Source organism: Rhizobium sp. P1_E1 (assembly GCF_056406015.1).
The window spans coordinates 1-2,284 of sequence record NZ_JBFUAY010000415.1 but is presented as its reverse complement, the minus strand read 5'-3'; the positions used below and the strand labels follow the sequence as shown (position 1 = coordinate 2,284).

2 protein-coding genes are annotated in these 2,284 nt (G+C 61.7%); one reads left to right on the top strand and one right to left on the bottom strand.

The annotated features are described in order from the left end of the window. A partial coding sequence (locus AC1D1Z_RS36505) for an ABC transporter substrate-binding protein (RefSeq protein WP_477853692.1) occupies positions 1 to 1,169 on the bottom strand: 1,169 nt, incomplete at its 3' end. Positions 1,170 to 1,343: 174 nt separating this feature from the next. Here AC1D1Z_RS36505 and AC1D1Z_RS36500 point away from each other — a divergent pair. Next, positions 1,344 to 2,284: LysR family transcriptional regulator (locus tag AC1D1Z_RS36500; protein ID WP_477853690.1), on the top strand; the 941-nt coding region annotated here is incomplete at its 3' end.

Below are 2,284 nucleotides of genomic sequence, written 5' to 3'. Positions count from 1 at the left end.
ATATAGGCTTCCTTGCCGGGAATGGTGGCGAGCACGTTGAAATAATCCCACGGCTCCTTGCTTTCGGAAGGCTTCTTGACCTGCAGCAGGTACATGTCATGGATCATGCGGCCATTGGCGCCGACCGTGCCGCCGCGGCCGAAGACGTCATCGACCGGCATTTCATGCAGCTGCTTGGCGACGGCTTCCGTCTCGTCGGTGCCGGCCTTCTCCACCGCCTTCAAATATTGCGTCACTGCCGAATAGGTGCCGGTGTGGATCATGTTCGGCATCTTGCCGGTGCGGGCGAAGAACTTCTTGGCGAAGGCGCGGCTTTCGTCGTCGCGATTCCAGTAAAAACCTTCCGTCAGGGTCAACCCTTGAGCCGCTTCGAGGCCGAGGCCGTGGACTTCGGCGAGCGTGAAGAGCAGCGCCGCCAGATGCTGGCCGCCCTGGGTGATACCGAATTCGGCCGCCTGCTTGATGGCGTTCGAGGTGTCGAGGCCGGCATTGGCAAGGCCGATCACCTTGGCGCCGGACGATTGCGCCTGCAGCAGGAAGGACGAGAAGTCCTGGGTCGACAGCGGATGGCGGACAGCGCCGACAACCTTGCCGCCGCTCGCCTTGACATAATCGCTGGTCTGCTGCTCCAGCGAATAGCCGAAGGCATAGTCGGCGGTCAGGAAGAACCAGCTGTCGCCGCCCTGCTTGACGAGCGCGCCGCCGGTGCCGACGGCCAATGCATGCGTATCGTAGGCCCAATGGAAGCCATAAGGCGAGCAGGCCTTGCCGGTGAGATCCGTCGTCGCCGCACCGGTGACGATGTCGATCTTCTTCTTTTCCTTGCCGATCGCCTGTACGGCGAGCGCCACCGACGAGGTCGTCAGTTCCATGATCGCATCCACCTGCTCGGTGTCGTACCACTGGCGAGCGATGTTGGAGGCGATATCAGGCTTGTTCTGGTGGTCGGCATCGACGATCTCGACCGGTACACCCAGGACCTTACCGCCGAAATCCTCGACCGCCATCTTGGCGGCTTCGACGGAGGACTTGCCGCCAAAATCGGCATAGACACCCGACTGGTCGTTCAGGATGCCGATCTTGACCTTGCCGTCGGTCGCGCTCTGCGCGAGCACCGCTGTGCTGCTTGCAAGCAGAAATGCAACTGATGCAATGAGATTCTTTCGCATATGATCTCCTCCCAGAGATTGGCCAGATTGCGGATCTGTTCAAATTTGGCCAGCCGCACTCCTCAGAACGACGGACCCTCACCTTACGATCACGGAAATTCCGCCCTGAGGCAACGGGTGATTTACAACTAATTCCAAACAGTATCTGTTCGTTTTTGAACAGAGGGGATCGCGATGAACAATCCACCGCAGTTTACTTGGGACGATCTGCAGTTTTTTCTAGCCGTCGCCCGCACTGGACAGCTATCGACGGCAGCGCGCCAGCTGCGCTCCAGCCATGCCACCGTCTCGCGCCGCATCGACCGGCTGGAGTTCACCCTCAAGGTCAAGCTGTTCGAGCGCAATCCGCGCGGCTACGTGCTGACTGCCATGGGCACGCGCTTCGTCGAGACCGCCGAAAGGATGGAGCAGGAGACCGAGCGGCTGCGCGCCGACCTCGCCGACGGCTCGATGGCGCAACGCGGCCTGGTGCGGCTCAGCGCGCCGGAGGGTTTTGCCAATTTCTTCTTCGCGACCGTGCTGCCGCAGTTCGCCGCCCAGCATCCGCATCTGGCGCTGGAACTGGTGACGATCCAGCAGATCATGTCGCTGTCGCGCAAGGAGGCCGATCTCTCCGTCGTGCTCGATGAACCGAAGGGCGGCCCCTATTTCGCCGAGAAGCTGACCGACTACCATCTGCAGATCTACGGCTCGCGCGACTATCTGGCAAAGGCGCCTGCCATTACCTGCCGTGAAGACCTGCTTGAGCATCCCTTCGTCAGCTATATCGAGGAAATGATCTTCGCGCCGGGCTTGGATTACCTCGGCGATGTGCACCCGCGCATCAAGCCGCAGTTCCAGAGCTCGAGCATCTTCGCGCAGCTGACCGCCACGAGAAACGGCCTCGGCCTCTGCATCCTGCCCTATTTCTTCGCCAGCCGTTATCCCGAACTGGTGCGCGTGCTGCCCGAGGAGATCGACCTCAAGCGCCATTACTGGATCACCTGCCATCGCGACCTGAAACAGGCGCCGCGGGTGCGCGCCGTCATCGATTTCCTGCGCGAGGCGGTGCGCGGCGAGGATGCGCGCTTCGTGCCGCCCTATGTCACCGCCGCCGGTCCGGCGCGCCGGACAAG